The organism is Kitasatospora sp. NPDC029367 (assembly GCF_055569135.1).
In genome coordinates this window covers 1-17,721 of record NZ_JBVHYH010000115.1, presented here as the reverse complement: position 1 = coordinate 17,721, position 17,721 = coordinate 1, and the positions used below count along the sequence as shown (strand labels likewise).

Sequence of the window (17,721 nt, the reverse complement as noted above, 5' to 3'; positions counted from 1 at the left end):
CAGGGCACGCACCTCGCCGCGTTGTCGTCGGTCGCCGATGCTCCGCATGGACTCCCTCCTCCGCCTTGCGATGCACGCACCCTGACGCCGCGGTCCGATCCGACCTGATCCACAAGACACGCCCCAAATGGCCGTCCTCGTCGCCGAATCCCTGCTCGAACAGGGCGAGTTGGACCTCCCGGACATCTTCGACCGGTTCCGCCGCTGGGCCGCCGCCGAGCCCAAGGACATCGGCATCCAGACCGAGTCCGTCCTCACCAGCGACTACGCCTGGGACCTCGCGGCGGCCGTCCACTTCAACACCACCCTGCGCGCGGCGGGCAACGGCTCGCTGATGCGGGCGGCCACCTCCGCCGTCGCCTTCGCCCGCGCCGGGCGCGAGGCCACCATGGCCGCCGCCCGGCGGATCGCCGCGCTCACCCACGGCGACCGGGCCGCCTGGGAGGGCACCGCGGTCTTCCACGAGCTGGTCCGGCTCGCCCTCGACGGCGCCGACCCGCTCGCCGAACTCCCCGCCGTGCTGGCCGCCGTCGACCCGGACCACCGCGAGCGCTACGCCACCGTCCTCGCCCCGGACTGGCACCCCGACCGGGCCACCGAACCCAACGGCGCGGTCTGGCCCTGCCTCGGCTCGGCCGTCTGGGCCCTGCGCACCACCGACGGCTTCGAGGCCGCCGTCCATGCCGCCGTCGACCTCGGCGGCGACACCGACACCGTCGCGGCCGTCACCGGCGGCCTGGCCGGGGCGCGTTACGGGCTCGCGGCCATCCCGACCCGCTGGGCCGAGCCGCTGCACGTTCCCCTGCCGGGCTCCGGCGGCCGGGTGCTGCGGGCGCCTGAGCTGATCGCGATGGCGGCGCGGCTGGCGGCCTGAGCCCCAGTACGTCGGACGGCCCCGGTGGGTGGCCGGCGCGGCGAACAGGGCCCGCCCAGGCCCCGCCCCCCTTGATCGTCCCGGTAGGCGGCTCGCTACCGTACCGAAGGAACGGATCGACGCCGAAGGGGGAGACGACATGGCGGACATGACGGTGCGTCCGGTGGCCCATGTGGTGGGTGGCCGGGAGGACGTGCGGGACGACGGGTGGGGCGGCGTCGCGGCGGTGATCCGGCTGGACGCCGGGCAGTTCACCGAGGAGGCGCTGTACGGGCTGGCGGACTTCTCGCACCTGGAGGTGGTCTACCGCTTCGACCGGGTCCCTGAGGAGAAGGTCGAGACCGGCGCCCGGCACCCGCGCGGCAACACCGACTGGCCGCTGGTGGGCATCTTCGCCCAGCGCGGGAAGAACCGGCCCAACCGGCTCGGGGTTTCGCGCTGCGAGCTGGTCCGGGTGGACGGACTGGACCTGCACGTCACCGGCCTGGACGCGGTGGACGGCACACCGGTGCTCGACATCAAGCCGTACCTGGCCGAGTTCGGCCCGCGCGGTGGGCTCCGGCAGCCCGCGTGGTCGACCGAGCTGATGCGCGCCTACTACGACGGGGAGGCCTGAGCGGTGACGGAGCGCCGGCTGCGGCTCGCGGTGGTGTCCGGCGGCGGGACGGGGATCGGGCGGGCGATCGCCGCCCGGCTGGCCGGGGACGGGTGCCGGGTGGCGGTCCTGGGGCGCCGGGCGGCCGTGCTGGAGGAGGCCCGGGCGGCGATCGAGCGCACGACCGGGCCGGGGTCGGTGGTGCCGTTGGCGGGTGACCTGGCGGATCCGGCGGCAGTCGAGCGGGTGGCCGCCCGGATCGCCGAACTCGGCCCGGTGGACGTGCTGGTGAACAACGCGGGCGCGATCATCACCCCGCCCGAGGACGACGGCCTGGCCGCGCTGGCCGCATCCTGGCGGCGGGACCTGGACACCAATCTGCTGACCGCCGTGCTGCTGACCACGGCGCTCCAGGGGGCGCTGCGCCGGCCCGGCGGCCGCCTGGTCGTGATCAGTTCGGCGGCCGCCCAGCGCGGTGGCGCGGGCCCGCACTCGGCCGGCTCGTACGCGGCCGCGAAGGCGGCGCTGCACGGCTGGGCGTTCGGCCTGGCACGGCAGTTGGGGCCGGACGGGATCACGGTGAACGTGCTGGCGCCGGGCTACGTGGCGGACACCGAGATCTTCGGCGCGGACCGGAACGAGGAGTTCCACGCCCGGAAGGTCGCCGACACCCTGGTCGGCCGGGCCGGCACGCCCGAGGACGTCGCCGAGGCGGTCGCCTACATCGCCTCGCCGGCGGCCGGCTACCTCACCGGGCAGGTGATCGGGCTGAACGGGGGCGCGGTGCTGGGCAGATGAGCCGTTCATCGGACGTCTACCCCCACTGCCTACGGTGAGTCCCCGTACCGACCGGGCCCGACCACAGGAGTCTCCGCTGTCCAGGATCATCACCACCGCCCTGCCCGCGCACGGGCACGTCAGCCCGCTGCTGGCCATCTCAGCCGACCTCGCCGCGCGCGGCCACGAGGTGGTCTTCCTCGGCGGCTCGCGCTTCGCGGAGGCGGCCGGGCGGGCCGGGGTGCGCTTCGCCGCGCTCCCCGCCGAGGCCGACTGGGACGACCGCGACCTCGACGGGTCCTTCCCGGGCCGGGCGGAGCTGCCGCCCGGCCCGGAGCGGATCGCCTTCGACGTGCGGCACGTCTTCCTCGACCCGGTGCCGCACCAGTACCGGGCCCTGCTTGCGCTGCTGGCGCGGTTCCCGGCCGACGCCGTGGTCGCGGACGCCTTCGTCCAGGGCGTGCTGCCGCTGGCGCTGGCCCGCCCGAGGGCGGAGCGCCCGGCGCTGATCGGGGTCGGGATCACCCCGGCGATGCTGCCGAGCGCGGACACCGCGCCGTTCGGGCTGGCGCTGCCGCCGCTGCCGGGGGAGGAGGGCCGGATCCGCAACCGCTCCTTGCAGGAGGAGATGGACCGGCGCGGCGAGCCCTTGCAGCGGTACGCGGAGAAGGTGTTCGCGGAGGCGGGCGTCCAACTGCCGGCGGGACCGCGCGGGCTGGCCCAGGTGACGGTTCCGGACGTGTACCTGCAGCTGACCGTGCCGGGCTTCGAGTACCCGCGCTCCGACGCGCCCTCCTCGTACCGCCTGATCGGCGCGCTGCCGGGGAACGTCGGCGAGGGGCAGCCGCTGCCCGGGTGGTGGGCGGAGGTCACCGGTGAGCGGCCGGTCGTGGTGGTGACCCAGGGGACGCTGGCCAACGGCGACCTGGGCGAGCTGGTCGCCCCGACGGTCCGCGCGCTGGCGGACCGGGACGTGCTGGTGGTGGCCGCCACCGCCCGCCCGGACGGGCCGCGGGCGCTGGCCGAACTGCTGGGCGGCCGGCTGCCGGAGAACGTCCGGGCCGCCGGGTACGTGCCGTTCGAGCGGCTGCTGCCGCACACCGACGTACTGGTGAGCAACGGCGGCTACGGCGGGGTGCAGACCGCGCTGCGGTACGGGGTGCCGGTGGTGGTGGCCGGGGCGAGCGAGGACAAGCCGGAGGTCGCGGCCCGGGTGCAGTGGGCCGGTGTCGGGCTGGACCTGCGCACCGGCCGCCCGGCCCCGGAGGCGGTCGGCCGGGCGGTGGAGCAGGTGCTCGCCGAGGGCCGGTTCCGCGCACGGGCCCGCGCGCTGGGCGCGGAGTTCGCGGCGTACCGGCCGTTCGACACCATCGCGGAGCTGGTCGGCTCGCTCTGAGCCGGACCGAACGGTTCCGGACCGACGCGGACCGAACGGTTCCGGCCCGGCGAGGTCAGTCCCCGTCGGCGTCCGGCTCCGTGGTGGGCGTGGCGGCGGCCCCGCCCTTGCTGATGCCGAGCTTGGCCTCGGCCGTCGTCCAGTCGGTGGCGATCGCCTGCTGGGCGGCGGTCAGGGTGACCTGGCCCTTGCAGATCGCGGTGTGCAGGTGGGTCTCCACCGAGTCCTTGGGGTTGTTCGGGCCCTTGCCCGGGACGTGGCCGGGGGAGGGCGGCTGGATCCACAGGTTGCGCGGGTCGTTGGGGTCGCCGCCGAGCTGGAGGCTGATCAGGTGGTCGTACTCGGCGTCGCCCATCGGGCCGGTGTAGCCGTAGGACTTGGCGTTCTCGGTCTTTTCCTTGCCGGTGACGTTCACCGGCGGGCGGATGGTCGAGGTGTAGCCGCCCGGCTTGCAGATGGTGTCGTTGATGTTGCCCTGGTTGACCGCCGGGCTGATCGCGCCCGGGGTGCAGTTCGGGTCGGGCAGCGGCTGCTTGTCCGCCGTGTAGCGGTAGTGGCAGCTGCCCGCCGCGGGCTGCGGCTGGGCGTCGTAGGAGCTCTTCGGCCCGGGGCCGGTCACGATCGAGGCCGGGGCGGGGTGGGCGGCGTCGCCGGCGGCCGCCGGGGCGGAGCCGGGGGCGCTGCTGTGGGAGGAGGCCTTGCCGCCGGAGCTGTCCTTGGCGGTGTGGCCGCCGCCGGACGAGCAGCCTGCGGCGGCGGCGAGCAGGACGGCCGCGGCTATGGCAAGGGCGCCTCGGGCGGGTGCCGGCACGGAGTTCCTCCAGGTCGTTGCGGTGGCACGGGCGGCCGGTCGACGAAGGTGCCGGGGGCCGCGCCAGCGGACACTACCGTGTCGAGGGGGCCGAAGGGGTGACGCCACGTCCGGCGCGGGAGGACGGCGGCGGGCGCGCGGAATCGTTTTCGCACTCCTGACGCCTCGACGAGTGCGCCACGGCCTGGCCGGCACGGCCCCCGGCACCGCCCCCGGCACGGCACTCGGTCACGACCCCCGGCGACGGCACCGGGGCCGGTGGGACCGTCAGACCGACCGCAGCGCCGTGATCCAGTCGCTGATCAGGTCCTCCAGCACGCCCAGCGGCAGGCTGCCGTGCCCGATCACCTCGTGGTGGAACTCACGTACGTCGAAGAGCCCGCCGAGCTCGGCCCGGGCCCGCTCGCGGTGCCGGACGATCTCCCGACGCCCGATCAGGTACGCGGTGGCCTGGCCCGGCCAGGCGATGTAGCGGTCGATCTCGTTGCGGACGTTGGCCTCCGGGGTGGCCGTGTTGTCCCGCAGGTAGTCCATCGCCCGCTGCCGGGACCAGCCGTAGTGGTGCAGCCCGGTGTCCACCACCAGGCGCACCGCGCGCAGCGCGTCCATCGACAGCATGCCGAAGCGGGACAGCTCCGAGCCGTACAGGCCCATCTCGTCGGCCAGCCGCTCGGTGTACAGGCCCCAGCCCTCGACGTGCGCGGTCAGCTGGCCGTTCGGCCGCTGCCGGAACTCCGGCAGGTGGTGCAGGGTGCGGGCGAGCGCGAGCTGGAGGTGGTGGCCGGGCACGCTCTCGTGGAAGGCGATCGCCTCGTACTCGTAGCTGAACCGGCTCCCCGGGTTCAGGGTGTTGATCCAGTGGGTGCCGGGCAGCCCGCCCGGGCCCGGCGGCTGGTAGTAGGCCAGCGGCGCGGTCTCCGCCTCCAGCGGGTCGATCTCCCGGGTCACGCAGTCGGCGATCGGGTACGGGCGGAACCAGTCGGCCGAGGCGCGCCGGGCCCGGTCCAGGGCGTCGTCCACCAGGGCGACGATCTCGGCCGCGCTGCCGAAGCGCAGCGAGCGGTCCTCGCGCAGCGCGGTCAGCACCTCGTCGGTGCCGCTGATGCCGAGCAGCCGGGCGCCCAGCTCGCCGAACTCCTCACGCAGCGCCGCCACCGTCTCCAGGCCGATCCGGTGCACCTCCTCCGGGCCGAGCCCCGGCCGGGTGAAGCGGGCGACGGCGTCCGCGTAGCCCTCGTCGCCGCCGGGCACGTAGCAGACCCCGGCCTCGGCGTCCGGGCGGGCGGCCGGTGCCAGCCGCTGGGCCAGCCCGGCCCGGTAGCGGGCGATGGCGGGGCGCACGCCCTCGCGGACGATGGCCCGGGCCCGTTCGAACTCCGGGCGGCCCTGGAGCGGGCGCAGCAGCTGGTCGGCGGTCGGGTCGGCGGCCAGGTAGCCGTCCAGCTGGGTGATCGCGGCGTCCACGCCGCTGCGCAGCGGGTGGCGGCCCTCGGCTGCGGCGTCCAGGCTGCGGCGCAGGACACCGTCGAAGTAGCCGGGCAGGCCGGCCAGCCGCTCCAGATAGGCGTCGGTGCCCTCGTGGTCGACGGCGGTCATGGCGAGCGAGGCGAAGACCGTGTTGTGCGGGGCGACGATGGTCGCGGAGACGCTGAAATCGTCGAGGCCGTGGGTGATCCGGCCGTCGTTGTCGTCGATCAGCCGGGCGAGCACCCGGTGGGTGGTGCGGTCCTCGCCGGTGAGCCCGTCAAGCGGGATCGCCGCCAGCCGGGTGGCGAGGCCGCGGAGCACCTCGCGGTGGCGCAGGGCGGCCTCGCGGGACGGGTCGGGCACCCCGTGGGCGTAGCCCTCGGTGCCGGCGAGGGTGGCCTCGAAGGGGTCGTGGTCGTTCTCGGCGGCGAAGAACTCGTCCGCGAGGGCGGCCAGTTCGGTGTGGGGGGAGGAGGGGGCGGCGCGGTGGGAGGTGTCGTTCGGCTGCTCGGTCATGGGGGCGCTCCCGGGTCCGGTGGGGGCAGTGCGACACGGGTTCCCTGGGGGCCCGATCGGGCCGATTATTCGGAGCGGCGACGGCGCGGTCAATACGCACCGGGGGGAGAGGAGTTCGGGCCGCCGACGGTGAACGCGCCGCCGCTGACGGCGTCTTCGGCCGGCCCGCAGGTACCGGGCGGGCGACCAAGGCAGCGGGCTCCGGGCTCCGGGCTCCGGGCACGACGGTGCCGGCGTCCGTCCTCTCTGGACGAACGCCGGCACCGGTGCAGCGAGGGGGTCGGCGGCCGGCCCCCGAGGGGCTCAGTTGCCCTGGTTCTCCTTGGCGGCCTTCTCGGCGGCCTCCTTCTCGCGCTTCGCCTTGATCCGGGCGGTCTCCTTGCGGAGGTCCGCCTGGTTGGCGCGCTCGTGCTGGAGCCACAGCGGGTTCTCTGCCTTGATGGCGTCGACCTCGGCGGTGGTCAGCGCCTCGGTCACCCCGCCGCGGGCCAGGCCCGAGATGGAGATGCCGAGCTTGGCGGCGATCACCGGGCGCGGGTGCGGGCCGTTCTTGCGCAGCTCCTGGAGCCACTGCGGCGGCTCGGCCTGCAGCGCGTTGAGCTCCTCGCGGGAGACCACGCCCTCCTGGAAGTCGGTCGGCGCGGCTGCGAGGTAGATCCCCAGCTTCTTGGCCGCCGTGGCCGGCTTCATGGTCTGGCTGGTCTTCTGCTTGAGCGGTGTCATGGAACAAGGGTAAGGGAGTGTGCGGGCGCTTCCGGTCACGGTCGGTAGCCTTGCCCTGTGACAGACATGCAGGTGAACCCGCCGTTCCGGCTCGCGTACGTCCCGGGCGTGACCCCCGGCAAATGGGCCCGGGTCTGGGTCGAACGGCTTCCGGACGTGCCGCTCGACCTCGTCGCGGTGCCCTCCACCGACGGCGAGCGGGCCCTGCGCGAGGGCGCGGTGGACGCCGGACTGGTCCGGCTGCCGGTCGACAAGGACGTGCTGAGCGCGATCCCGCTGTACACCGAGACCACCGTGGTGGTCTTCCCCAAGGACCACTGGCTGGCCGCGGCCGAGGAGGTCGCCCTCGACGAGCTCGCCGACGAGGTGGTCTTCCACCCGCTGGACGACACCCTCGGCCTCACGGCCGGGACCCTGCCCGGGCGCCCGGCGATCGCCCGCCCGGACACCACGGCGGACGCGGTCGAGCTGGTGGCGGCCAACGTCGGCGTGCTGCTGGTGCCCCAGTCGCTGGCCCGGCTGCACCACCGGCGGGACCTCACCTACCGGACGGTGCCGGAGGCGCCGCAGTCGCAGGTCGCACTGGCCTGGCCGCAGGAGCGGACCACGGACCTGGTGGAGGAGTTCATCGGGATCGTCCGGGGGCGCACCGTCAATAGCTCGCGCGGCCGCGGGGCGGGACAGCCGGCCGAGGCCGAGCCGAAGAGCCAGCCGAAGAAGGCGGCGGCGCCGCGCAAGCCGCAGCAGCAGAAGGCCGGCGGCCAGAAGGCGGGTGCACAGAAGGCGGGCGGCCAGCGGACCGGCGCGCAGAAGGGCCGGGGCGGCCCGGCCGCAGCCCGGCGCGGGAAGCCGAAGCGGCGCTCCTGACGGCCGCCGGGGAGTAGCGTCGGCCCCGTTTCCGGACGGTCGCTCCGGAGCGTCCTGGCGGGAGGAGCGGGGCCGTGTGGCATGACCTGGTGGTCGTCCAGATTCCGATCGTGGAGAAGATCCTCCGGACGATCGCCGTCTACGTGCTGATCCTGGTGCTCTTCCGGCTGGCCGGGAAGCGCGGGCTGGCGGGGCTGAACACCTTCGACATCGTGGTCGTGTTCCTGCTCTCCAACGTGGTGCAGAACGCGATCATCGGCAACGACAACAGCCTGCTGGGCGGTGCGATCGGCGCCGTCACCCTGATCGCGGTGAACGCCGGGGTCACCCGCTGGCTGGCCCGCGACCCGCGGGCCGCGCGGATCCTGGAGGGTGTTCCCACCACGGTGGTCCGTGACGGCAGGCTGGTGCCCGGCGCGCTGCGCGAGCTGGCGCTGCGCCCGTCCGAGCTGGAGCACGCGATCCGGATGCAGAACGGCGACAACGTGAGCGATGTGGCGCGGGCCCGGCTGGAACCGGACGGGCAGCTGCTGGTCACCCTTCGGGAGGCCGAGCGGAGTGCCACCAAGGGCGACGTCGACGAGCTGCGGGAGCGGCTGGCGGCGATCGAGCGGCTGCTGACCGCGCTCGCCGAGGAGCGCCGCCCGCCGCGCTGAACGCCCGCGTCGTTGAACGCCCGCGTCGTTGAACGCCCGCGTCCCGACGGCCCCGCCGCGCGCCACCCGCCGGCCCCGCCCGGGGCGGTCAGCCGCCGGTACGGGCCGTCAGCCGCCGGTACGGGCGGCGGCGGCCGGGGCGGCGGCGCGGCGCCGGCCGCGGGCGGTGGCGGCGGCCAGGGCGAAGCCGAGGGCGGCGGCGAGGAGGTGGCCGACGGTGGTGAACTCGGGCAGCGGGCCGGGCCACTCCTCGTCGCCGGTGAGCGGCCAGGCGAGCACGAAGGCGGCCCAGGGCAGTCGGGCCCAGCGGGGCAGGGCGAGGGTGGCGAAGGCGAGGGCGCCCTGGGCGCCGTAGCTGATGCCGTAGTCGGAGGCCGCCCGGACGCTCTCCGGGTACCAGCCCTGGTGGAGGGCGAGCAGGATCACCAGCGCGGTGATCAGGGTGGCTCCGACGTGCCCGGCCAGGAAGACGGCGGCGGCGCGGGGCGTGCCGAAGCGGCGTTCGGCCCAGGCCAGGCCGACGACGATGCCGAGGCCGAGGGTGATCAGGGTGCCGCCGAAGCCGGTGGAGGTGATGTCGGTGAGCGTGCCGTCGTACAGCAGGGCGCTGCCGACCAGGGCACGGAGCGGGTGGTCGTGCAGGTTGTCCAGGTTGGTGCTGATGTAGTTCCGCAGGTCGTCGGCCTGTTCCTCGGTCAGCCCGTACTCGACCCAGGCGTGCCCGAGGAGCAGCAGCCCGACGTAGACGAGGGTCAGCGGCGAGCGCCGCGGGTACGTGCGGACGATGCGCAGCAGCGTGCTGAGGAGCCCCAACGGGGGTCGAGCGTTCATGTTCTGATGGTGTCCCGGTCGAGCGGCTGGTCCGGCCGGTCCGGATGCGGCCGGCCACCTCGGGACAGTACCGAACCGCGCTGCCGGATGCCCGTGGCGGCTCAGCGGATCCGGCGGGCGAGCGTGGCGGTGAACGGGCGGGGGGAGAGCGAGGCGCTGCGCTGCGGGCGGACGGGCCTGCCGGGGGTGGGGGTGACGGTCCAGTGGGCGGCGATGCCGGCCAGGGCGAGGGCGGCCTCGGTGCTGCCGAAGGCCTCGCCGATGCAGCGGCGGGCGCCGAGGCCGAAGGGGGCGTAGGTGCCGGGGGCGGGGCGGGCGGTGGTGAGCCAGCGGTCGGGGTCGAAGCGGTCGGGGCAGGGGAAGAGGTCGGCCCGGCGGTGCAGCAGGTAGGGGCTGTACAGGACGGTGGCGCCGGCCGGGAGGGGGTGGCCGCCGAGTTCGGTGGCGGTGGCGGTGGTGCGGCTGAGGATCCAGGCCGGCGGGTGGAGCCGCAGGGTCTCGCTGACGATCCGGGCGGTGAGCGGCAGGGCGGGCAGGTCCTGGTGGCGGGCGGGGCGGCCGTCGAGGACGGTGTCGAGTTCGGTGTGCAGGCGCTCGCGGACGGCGGGGTTGGCGGCGAGCAGGGTCCAGGCCCAGGAGAGGGTGGCGGCGGTGGTCTCCATGCCGGCCAGCAGGAAGGTGACCACCTGGTCGTGGACCTCGTCGTCGGACAGGCCGCGCCCGTCCTCGTCGCGGGCGTCGAGCAGCATCGAGAGCAGGTCGTGGTGGTCGGTGCCGGCGGCGCGGTAGTCGCCGATCAGGCGGTCGGTGATCTCCCGGAGGTCCCGCCGGGCGCAGGCGAAGCGGCGGTTGCCGGGGGTGGGGATCCGGTCGGCGCCGGGCAGCGGCAGCATCATCCGCCGGGCGACCCCGCGGGCGACCTGGTCCATGGCGGCGTGCACGGGCAGCGAGCCGGCCCGTTCGTGGGCGGCGAACAGGCAGCGGGCCGTGACGGCGGTGGAGAGGCGGTACATCGCGGCGGGCACGTCGACCACGTCGCCGTCGCGCCAGCCGGCGGTGGCGCCGGAGATCTCCTCGGCCATCAGGGCGGCGTAGCCGGGCAACCGGTCGCGGTGGAAGGCGGGCTGGAGCATCCGGCGCTGGCGCCGGTGGTCGGCGGCGGGGCAGGTGGCGAGGCCGTTGCCGAAGGCCTCGCGGGCCTTCTCGACGACGATGCCGCCCTTGTCGTAGGTGTGGTCCTCGGTGAGCAGACGGCGCACCAGGTCGGGGTGGCAGACGACGTACGCGTCGAGCGGGCCGAGCCGGATCCGGACCAGGTCGCCGTGGGCGGCCAGGCCGGCCACGAAGTCGTGCGGGTTGCGGAGCAGGGCGGGGGCGTGGCCGAGCAGGGGGAGCGCACCGGGGGCGGTGGCCGAGGTGTAGCGGGCGGTGGGGTGGTACTGGGTGGGCACGGGCGTCACCTCGGGGAGGGCGGGTCGGTCGGGCGTCGGTGATCTTTCCCGGCGGCCGCCGGTGAAACGGTCCGGGAACGGCGGGTGGGGTGAACGCGGGGGCGCAGGCCGAACGCCCGTGCGCCGGGGCGGCCTTGACACCCGGGCGGGGCCCGGCCCGGCGCCCGGAGCGCGGTCGCCGGAGGCCCGGCCCGGCGCCCGGGGCGCGTTCGCCGGAGGCCCGGGGTGGGTTCGCCGGGGGCCCGGACGGCGGTTCCGGGGGCGGGCGCAGGGGGTTTCCGCGCGCGGTGCCGCGCGCCTAGACTGCGAGCTCCGCACCATTACCGGCCGGTACTACCGGCTGGTACCGCCAGTCAGTTCGGTACTACCGGTTGGGAGTTGGGATGGCCGACGAGCGGGCCCACGCGTTCACCGACGACGCCCTCGGCGCACACGACGCGGTGGCACTGGCCGCCCTGGTCCGGGCCGGTGAGGCCCACCCCCGCGAGCTGGTCGCGGCCGCCGTCGCCCGCGCCGGGCGGATCGACGCCGCGCTGCTGCCCGTCGCCCACGCCGCCTACGACCGGCCCCGGATCAGCCGGGCGGGCATCGACGGCCCGCTCTGGGGCGTGCCGACCTACCTCAAGGACAACGTCGACCTGCGCGGCCTGCCGACCGGCATGGGCAGCGAGGCCTTCCGCGCCCGCCCGGCCCGCCGCAACGCGCCCTTCACCGACCAACTGCTCTCCACCGGCCTGGCCGTGCTCGGCAAGACCCGGCTGCCCGAGTTCGGGCTGAACGCCTCCACCGAGTTCGCCACCGCCCAGCCGGTGCGCAACCCCTGGAAGACCTCCCACTCGCCCGGCGCCTCCTCCGGCGGCGCGGCCGCGCTGGTCGCCGCCGGGGTGGTGCCGATCGCCCACGCCAACGACGGCGGCGGCTCGATCCGCATCCCGGCGGCCTGCTGCGGCCTGGTCGGCCTCAAGCCCACCCGCGGCCGGCTGGTCACCAACGCCCAGGGCGGCAAACTGCCGATCGACCTGGTCACCGACGGGGTGGTGACCCGTACGGTGCGCGACACCGCCGCCTTCTTCGCCGCCGCCGAACGCCACCACCGCAACCCCGGGCTGCCCCCGCTCGGCCTGGTCGAGGGCCCGAGCGGGCGCCGGCTGCGGATCGGGCTGGTGGTCGACTCGCCCACCGCCAAGACCGACGAGGCGACCCGCCGGGTGGTCGAGGAGACCGCCGCCCGGCTGGAGGCGATGGGGCACCGGGTGGTGCCCACCACGCTGCCCTTCGGCGAGGAGTTCTCCCGCGACTTCCTGGCGTACTGGGGCTACATCGCCTGGGTGATCGCGCTCACTGGCCGGGTGCTGCTCGACCCGGGCTTCCGGGCCGGGAAGCTGGACGGGCTCACCACCGGGCTGCGCAACAGCTTCCGGGCGCAGTACCGGCGCACCCCGGGCGTGCTGCGCCGGCTGCGCCGGGCCGAGGCCGTGTACGCGGGGATCTTCCGCGAGCACGACGCGATCCTCTCCCCGGTGCTCGCCCACACCGCCCCGCCGATCGGCCACCTCAGCCCCAACGTGGCCTTCGACGAGCTGATCGAGCGGCTGCTGCGCTACGTCGCCTTCACTCCGGTCAACAACGTGACCGGCGGCCCCGGCATCGCGCTGCCCGCCGGGGCGGCGCCGGGCGGCCTGCCGATCGGGGTGCACCTGTCGGCCGCGCACGGCCAGGAGCGGCTGCTGCTGGAGCTGGCCTACGAGTTGGAGGCGGACCGGCCCTGGCGGCGGATCCAGGACTGACCGGGGAACCCGGGAAGGGGCGGGTCGGTCAGGAGGCCGCGACCGCCCGGGCCGCGTGCACCTCGTGGTGCAGCCGGGCCAGCGCGCAGTCCGGCGCCGGCGGGTCCGGGTCTCCCGGGGGCACCGGCGCGCCGCTGCGCAGCGACTCGGCCAGGTCGGTCAGCTCCCGGGCGACGGCGCCCACCTCGGCCGGGGTCGGCACCGGGGCGCCGTGCTCGACCCGCACCCGGGTGGCGGTGGTGGTGTCGACGATCCGCTCCACCGCGATCACCAGCGGCCACCAGGCCTCCGCCCGGGCGCCGACCGGCGGCGGCTCGGTGAGCGCCCGCTGGAACTCGCTGCGCACCGCCGAGAGGTCCCGGTAGAGCCGGCGCCGGTAGCGGGCCCGGGCGGGCTCGTCATGGCCCGGCGCCGTGGTGAAGGCCAGCGAGACGTACGAGGCGGCGTCCTGCACGGCGTCGGCCAGCCGGTCGCCGATCCGGGTGTGCCAGGACTCCGGCCAGAGCAGGTACCCGGCCAGCAGGGCGATGGCGCAGCCGATCAGCGAGTCGTAGAGCCGGGGCAGCACCAGGTGGAAGCCCTGGTGGTTGAGCAGGTCGGAGAGCATCAGGATGACCGGGGTGATCGCGGCGGTCTGGAAGGCGTACCCCTTCACGGACAGCACCGGGATCAGCGTGGCGAGCGCCGCCATCACCGGCACGTCCCACCAGCCGTGCGGCACCTCGGCGAGCACCGGCACGGCGACCAGCAGCCCGGCGGCCGTCCCGAGCGCGCGCAGCACCGCGCGGGAGAACACCGAGCCGAAGTCCGGTTTCAGCACGAAGGTCACCGTCAGCGAGACCCAGTACGAACGCGGCACGGCGATCACCGACACCAGCACCTGGGCCAGCCCGATGCACAGCGCCAGCCGCAGCCCGTACCGCCAGGACGCGCCGGACAGCAGCAGCCCCCGGGCCGTCCGGCGGGCCCGTACCCGCAGGCCGGCGGGCCGGCCGAGCCGGTCGTCGGCGGCGTACGGGTCGGGCTCGGCCTCGTGCACCACGGTGGCGGCGTGCCCGATGGCCTGGGCCAGTGCGCGGGTGGACGGGCCGCGCGGCTCGGGCAGGTCGGGCAGGTCGAGGAGTCCGGGCGGGCCGGGCGGCGGGCCGGGGCCGCTCCGGCCGTGCTCGACGGCGGCGGCCAGCGCGCGCACCGCCGCCGGGTAGGCGGGCGGCAGCGGGCCCTCCCCGGGCGGGCGCAGCTGGGCCGCGGCCGCCCCCTCGACCACCGGGATCAGCGCGTTGAGCTGGGCGAGCAGCCGCACCAGGGTGGCCGAGCGGCCGTGCCGGCGGGCGCGACGGGCCAGCAGCAGGTCGTAGGAGTGGTTGAGCGACTGGGTGAGCCCCCGGCGCCGGTCCTCGTAACCGGGTGAGCCGGCCGCCTCCAGCAGTCCGGCGACCGCCCGGTAGGTGTCGGCCACCGTCGCCCGCTCGGGCGTGCCGCCGCGGAAGGGCCAGGCGAGCAGGGTCAGCGCGAGCACCAGCAGGCCGCCGAGCAGCAGCAGGGCGGGCGGCAGCCACCACGGGGACGGCATCGGCAGGCCGGCCCCGACCACGGCGTTCAGCAGCAGGAGCAGGCCGGAGACGGAGGCGACCGCGCCGACCGAGGAGATCATGCCGGACACCAGGGCGACCACCGTCAGGGCCACCACGGCCGTCCAGCCGGTGCCGAACACCTGGGTGCCGACCAGCACGCCGAGGGCGCCGAACAGCTGCGGCACGGCGATGTTGAACACCCGCATCCGGTAGGCGTCGGCGGTGTCCCCGATCACCCCGGACAGCGCGCCCATCGACACCAGCGCGCCGTAGCCGGTCCGGCCGGTGGCGGTGCCGACGGCGAGCGGGGCGGCGAGCGCCACCGAGGCGCGGGCCGCCGCGGCCCAGGGGACCGGCGCGTCCCGGGGCCGCAGGCTCGCGGTCAGCCAGCCGGGCGGGGCCAGCCGGGGACGTACCGGTCCGGTGCGTGCCGGTCGGGGACGTGCCGGTCGGGGACGTGCCACAGACCCAACGTACGTGCGCAACGGATTCGGGGCGCGTGGGGTTCAACTCCGCGCGATTATGTCAATTCTCGAAACATACCCCGCCTTATGTCAGTTTCCGAAACATAAAGCGAAGCTCCAGAACCGCCGTGAACTGCGCTGATTCCCAATCGGTAACCTGCGAGAAAGGGTTGACACCATTAGTTGGTCTAGTCCAACGTATGGGGAAGCGCGGTCCGGCGCAGGCTGATGTGGGGTGAGTGCCCTTGCCGGACGGGCGAGTTGGCCCCCTGACGTGGCGTTGTGCGCTGCTCGGGGGCCGAGGCGAGAAGGAGCGCATGCGGACGGGGAGCCGGTCCGCGCACCGAATTCCCCGTCCGGCCGACGACCGGCCAGCGGCTCGCCGCGCCCGCACCGGGCGCCCGAGAACGCGCTGCATCGACCACGAACCACGGAGTGACCGCCCATGCCGAGCCCTGACGAACACCCCGAGGAATATCTGTACCGGGCCGCCTCCGCGCGCCCCTACTTCAGTGCCGACACCGAGAGCTACCTCGCCGCCACAGCCCTGCGCGAACTGCGCAAGAAGCACCCGCTGCGAGTGCTCTCCGAGGAGGACTTCGCGCACTGGCAGACCTACGGCTACGTCGTGGTCCGGCAGGCGATCCCGGCCGCGGCCGCGCAGCGACTGCTCGACTTCGCCTGGGAGTTCCAGGGCCTGTCGCCCGACCGCCCCGAGGACTGGTACCGCGAGCGCGACCACCGCGACGAACTCGACCGGCACCTGCACATCTACGGCTTCGTCGAGGCCTACCACCACCAACTCATCTGGGACAGCCGCCAGTCGCAGCGCGTCTACGACGCCTTCGTGGACGTCTGGGACTGCGAGGAGCTCTGGGTCACCCTCGACCGGCTCAACCTCAACCCGCCGAACGTCCGCAACCGCGACCGCGCCCTGATCGAACCCACCGACAAGGGCTTCGACATCGAACTGCACTGGGACGTCGACACCACCCGCGCCATGCTGCCGCAGCGTGTCCAGGGCATCATCGCGCTCAACGACACCGCCCCCGACCACGGCGGCTTCCAGTGCGACCCGGAACTGTTCCGTCGCCACAACGAGTGGCAGGCCGCCCAGCCCGCCGACCGCGACCCGATCCGCCCCGACATCGACCGCGCCGAGTTCCCGGTCGTCCGCCCCGAGTTGAAGGCCGGCGACCTGCTGATCTGGAACGGCCTGCTCGCCCACGGCGTCGCCCCCAACACCTCCGCGAACGGCGTGCGCTCCGTGCAGTACCTGTCCATGATGCCCGCCCTGGAGGAGGCCGAGCCGCTGCGCCGCTCCCGGGTCGAGTCCTGGCGCACCCTCGCCACCCCGGACTGGAACCGCACCCTGGTCGGGGACGCCGAGCGGCCCGAGGCGCTGCGCTACGGACCGGCCGAACTCACCGAACTGGGCGAGAAGTTGCTCGGCCTGCGGTCCTGGACCGGCCGGAGCTTCGAGGACTCGGGTGCCGAGCAGCCCACGGGGGAGCGGGAATGCACGCCGTCTGCCTGACCCTGCCCACCAACCGCGCCTGCGCCGACACCGTCACCGCCGTCGGCGCCGAAGCCGCCCACGCCGCCCGGACCTTCGGCGTCCGGGTGCACCTCCTGGTGCTCGACTCCGCCGAACCGGCGGACCGCGCCCGGCACGCCGCCGCCCTCGCCGCACTGCCGCCCACCGAAGGCGTGGTCGCCCACCACCTCGACGAGGACGCCCAACGCGCCTTCCTGCGCCGGGTGATCGAGCGCGCCGCCCTCCCCGACCCGGACCGGCTGCTCGACCTGATGCTGCCCGACGCCGTCTCCTACGGCGCCTGCACCAACCGGGCCTTCCTGCTGGCCGCCGCCCTCGGCTGCGCCTCCGTGCACCGCCGCGACTCCGACAGCCGCTACCAGTGGCACGACGGCGCCCCCGTCTTCCCGATCGACCACGAACTCGCCACCATCGGCCTCAAGGCCGCCGACGCGGCCGCCGCCGTCACCGAGCACACCCTCGACCCGGCCGACGCCGACAAGCCCGTCGCCCTGGTCGGCGCCTCCTTCATCGGCGAACTCTCCGTCGACCTCGGCGAGATCCGCGACCTGGACCCGGAGGTCTACCACGACCTGGTCGCGCTCTGGGCGCCCACCGGGGCCACCGAGCAGGAGCGGCGGGAACTCGTCGCCGACTCCTTCACCGGCGGCGGAACCGACCCGTTCACCGTCGACCGCGCCGTGCTCGGCCGGCCCGACATCTGGCGGATCGACATGTGCAACATCGCCCTCGACCGCGAGGTCTACGAACGCGTCCCGCTGCCGCCCGCCACCGACACCATCGGCAGCGACTACTTCCTGCACCACCTGGTGCACGACGCCACCCTGCCCGGGGTGACCCACAACCGGCACATCGTCAACTACTACACCCCGGAACGACGCACCGGCTCCGGCTTCACCGCCTACCAGGAGCGCTACGCCAAGTTCCTGCTCTCCATGCTCTACCTCCACCCCGTCTACTCCGAGCTGGAACGGGCCGGCGACACCCTGCTGGACGAGCACCACCACGTCCGCCCCGGGCTGATCGCCGACGCCGCCCGCCGCAGCGCCGCGACCGACCGCGCCGAGAACCACCGGCGGCTCGCCGAGCTCGACCGCTGCTACCGGCAACTCGGCGGCCGATACGCCGAGTTCGCCGACCACCTGGCGCCCCGACGGGCGCAGCTGCTCGACCGGGCGCAGGCCGACATCGAGGACTTCGCCCTGCTGATCGACGCGTGGGGCCCGCTCGTGCGGGCCGGTAAGGCCACGCCCGCCGACCGGCTGCCGGGTTAGGGCGCGTCTTGTGGATCAGGCCAGGCCCGCGACGCCAGGGCACGCACCTCGCCGCGTTGTCGTCGGTCGCCGATGCTCCGCATGGACTCCCTCCTCCGCC

At 75.0% G+C, this 17,721-nt stretch carries 15 protein-coding genes; 9 read left to right on the top strand and 6 right to left on the bottom strand.

Annotation, left to right across the window (positions count from 1 at the left end):
• The first annotated feature begins 127 nt into the window (after positions 1 to 127).
• The 4 genes from ACZ4W5_RS36320 to ACZ4W5_RS36305 all read left to right on the top strand — a co-directional run bounded on the left by ACZ4W5_RS36320 (position 128) and on the right by ACZ4W5_RS36305 (position 3,642).
• Positions 128 to 874 (top strand): ADP-ribosylglycohydrolase family protein, encoded by a 747-nt coding sequence (locus tag ACZ4W5_RS36320; RefSeq protein ID WP_465659396.1) that lies wholly within the window; start codon positions 128 to 130, stop codon positions 872 to 874.
• Positions 875 to 1,022: 148 nt separating this feature from the next.
• Positions 1,023 to 1,490, top strand: a complete 468-nt coding sequence (locus ACZ4W5_RS36315; RefSeq protein WP_465659398.1) for an SAM-dependent methyltransferase — start codon at positions 1,023 to 1,025, stop codon at positions 1,488 to 1,490.
• 3 nt (positions 1,491 to 1,493) lie between these two features.
• The gene (locus tag ACZ4W5_RS36310) at positions 1,494 to 2,267 is read left to right on the top strand and encodes an SDR family NAD(P)-dependent oxidoreductase (RefSeq protein ID WP_465659395.1); all 774 of its coding nucleotides are present in this window, start codon (positions 1,494 to 1,496) and stop codon (positions 2,265 to 2,267) included.
• A 34-nt stretch (positions 2,268 to 2,301) separates the two neighbouring features.
• Positions 2,302 to 3,642, top strand: coding sequence for a glycosyltransferase (locus ACZ4W5_RS36305; RefSeq protein WP_465659394.1), 1,341 nt, complete (start codon positions 2,302 to 2,304; stop codon positions 3,640 to 3,642).
• A gap of 55 nt (positions 3,643 to 3,697) precedes the next feature.
• Here ACZ4W5_RS36305 and ACZ4W5_RS36300 read toward each other — a convergent pair whose 3' ends face one another.
• From ACZ4W5_RS36300 to ACZ4W5_RS36290, 3 genes are all read right to left on the bottom strand, one after another.
• Complete coding sequence (locus ACZ4W5_RS36300) at positions 3,698 to 4,453, bottom strand: hypothetical protein (RefSeq protein WP_465659393.1); 756 nt, start codon at positions 4,451 to 4,453, stop codon at positions 3,698 to 3,700.
• 267 nt (positions 4,454 to 4,720) lie between these two features.
• Complete coding sequence (locus ACZ4W5_RS36295; RefSeq protein WP_465659392.1) at positions 4,721 to 6,436, bottom strand: DUF885 domain-containing protein; 1,716 nt, start codon at positions 6,434 to 6,436, stop codon at positions 4,721 to 4,723.
• A gap of 303 nt (positions 6,437 to 6,739) precedes the next feature.
• The gene (locus ACZ4W5_RS36290) at positions 6,740 to 7,159 is read right to left on the bottom strand and encodes a DUF5997 family protein (protein WP_465659391.1); all 420 of its coding nucleotides are present in this window, start codon (positions 7,157 to 7,159) and stop codon (positions 6,740 to 6,742) included.
• 57 nt (positions 7,160 to 7,216) lie between these two features.
• Here ACZ4W5_RS36290 and ACZ4W5_RS36285 point away from each other — a divergent pair, with 57 nt between their 5' ends.
• Complete coding sequence (locus ACZ4W5_RS36285) at positions 7,217 to 8,026, top strand: LysR family substrate-binding domain-containing protein (RefSeq protein WP_465659390.1); 810 nt, start codon at positions 7,217 to 7,219, stop codon at positions 8,024 to 8,026.
• Between the two features lie 74 nt (positions 8,027 to 8,100).
• Positions 8,101 to 8,682, top strand: coding sequence for a DUF421 domain-containing protein (locus tag ACZ4W5_RS36280; RefSeq protein ID WP_465659389.1), 582 nt, complete (start codon positions 8,101 to 8,103; stop codon positions 8,680 to 8,682).
• Between the two features lie 108 nt (positions 8,683 to 8,790).
• On the opposite strand, the gene ACZ4W5_RS36275 is transcribed toward ACZ4W5_RS36280, so the two are convergent.
• Together ACZ4W5_RS36275 and ACZ4W5_RS36270 are read right to left on the bottom strand one after the other, a co-directional pair.
• Entirely contained in the window at positions 8,791 to 9,513 is a 723-nt protein-coding gene (locus ACZ4W5_RS36275) for a rhomboid-like protein (RefSeq protein ID WP_465659388.1), read from the bottom strand.
• 101 nt (positions 9,514 to 9,614) lie between these two features.
• Positions 9,615 to 10,964 (bottom strand): cytochrome P450, encoded by a 1,350-nt coding sequence (locus tag ACZ4W5_RS36270; RefSeq protein WP_465659386.1) that lies wholly within the window; start codon positions 10,962 to 10,964, stop codon positions 9,615 to 9,617.
• A gap of 383 nt (positions 10,965 to 11,347) precedes the next feature.
• On the opposite strand from ACZ4W5_RS36270, the gene ACZ4W5_RS36265 reads away from it, so the two are divergent.
• Positions 11,348 to 12,751: an amidase gene (locus tag ACZ4W5_RS36265; RefSeq protein ID WP_465659385.1), complete on the top strand. Its 1,404-nt coding sequence runs from the start codon at positions 11,348 to 11,350 to the stop codon at positions 12,749 to 12,751.
• 28 nt (positions 12,752 to 12,779) lie between these two features.
• On the opposite strand, the gene ACZ4W5_RS36260 is transcribed toward ACZ4W5_RS36265, so the two are convergent.
• On the bottom strand, positions 12,780 to 14,729 hold the full coding sequence (locus ACZ4W5_RS36260) for an FUSC family protein (protein WP_465659397.1): 1,950 nt from the start codon (positions 14,727 to 14,729) through the stop codon (positions 12,780 to 12,782).
• Between the two features lie 505 nt (positions 14,730 to 15,234).
• Here ACZ4W5_RS36260 and ACZ4W5_RS36255 point away from each other — a divergent pair.
• Both ACZ4W5_RS36255 and ACZ4W5_RS36250 read left to right on the top strand, forming a co-directional pair.
• Entirely contained in the window at positions 15,235 to 16,326 is a 1,092-nt protein-coding gene (locus ACZ4W5_RS36255) for a phytanoyl-CoA dioxygenase family protein (protein ID WP_465659383.1), read from the top strand.
• A complete protein-coding gene (locus ACZ4W5_RS36250) occupies positions 16,308 to 17,621 on the top strand; it encodes a DUF6271 family protein (protein WP_465659381.1) in 1,314 nt (437 codons plus the stop codon). The genes ACZ4W5_RS36255 and ACZ4W5_RS36250 overlap by 19 nt, the downstream gene beginning before the upstream one ends.
• Positions 17,622 to 17,721: the final 100 nt, after the last annotated feature.